General features: G+C 59.8%; 1 protein-coding gene. It reads right to left on the reverse strand.

What is annotated here, in order from left to right:
- A partial coding sequence (locus MUU46_RS00050) for a toprim domain-containing protein (protein ID WP_258964437.1) occupies positions 1–413 on the reverse strand: 413 nt, incomplete at both ends.

Genomic DNA, 413 nt, shown 5'->3' on the forward strand with positions numbered 1-413 from the left:
GTAGCAGGGTGCGGATATGAGCGCCGTCAACGTCGGCGTCCGCCATGAGGATGATCTTGTGGTAACGCAGTTTGTCCAGATCGAAGTCCTCGTGGACGCCGGTTCCTAACGCGTTAATGATCGACTCAATAGTTTCCGAACCCAACGCGCGGTCGAGGCGGGCTTTTTCAACATTGAGGATCTTTCCTCGCAACGGCAGGATCGCCTGAATACGTGGATCACGGCCCTGAGAGGCCGAACCACCAGCGGAGTCGCCCTCCACAATGAAGATCTCGCACTCTTCCGGGCTGGTTGAGGAGCAGTCCTTGAGTTTGCCGGGCAGTGACGTCGACCCCAGCAGGCCTTTCCGGTTACGGGCCAGATCGCGGGCCTTGCGAGCGGCTACGCGAGCCTGGGCAGCGGCTTGTGACTTT

This window comes from Scandinavium tedordense, assembly GCF_024764965.1.
Taxonomy (GTDB): domain Bacteria; phylum Pseudomonadota; class Gammaproteobacteria; order Enterobacterales; family Enterobacteriaceae; genus Scandinavium; species Scandinavium tedordense.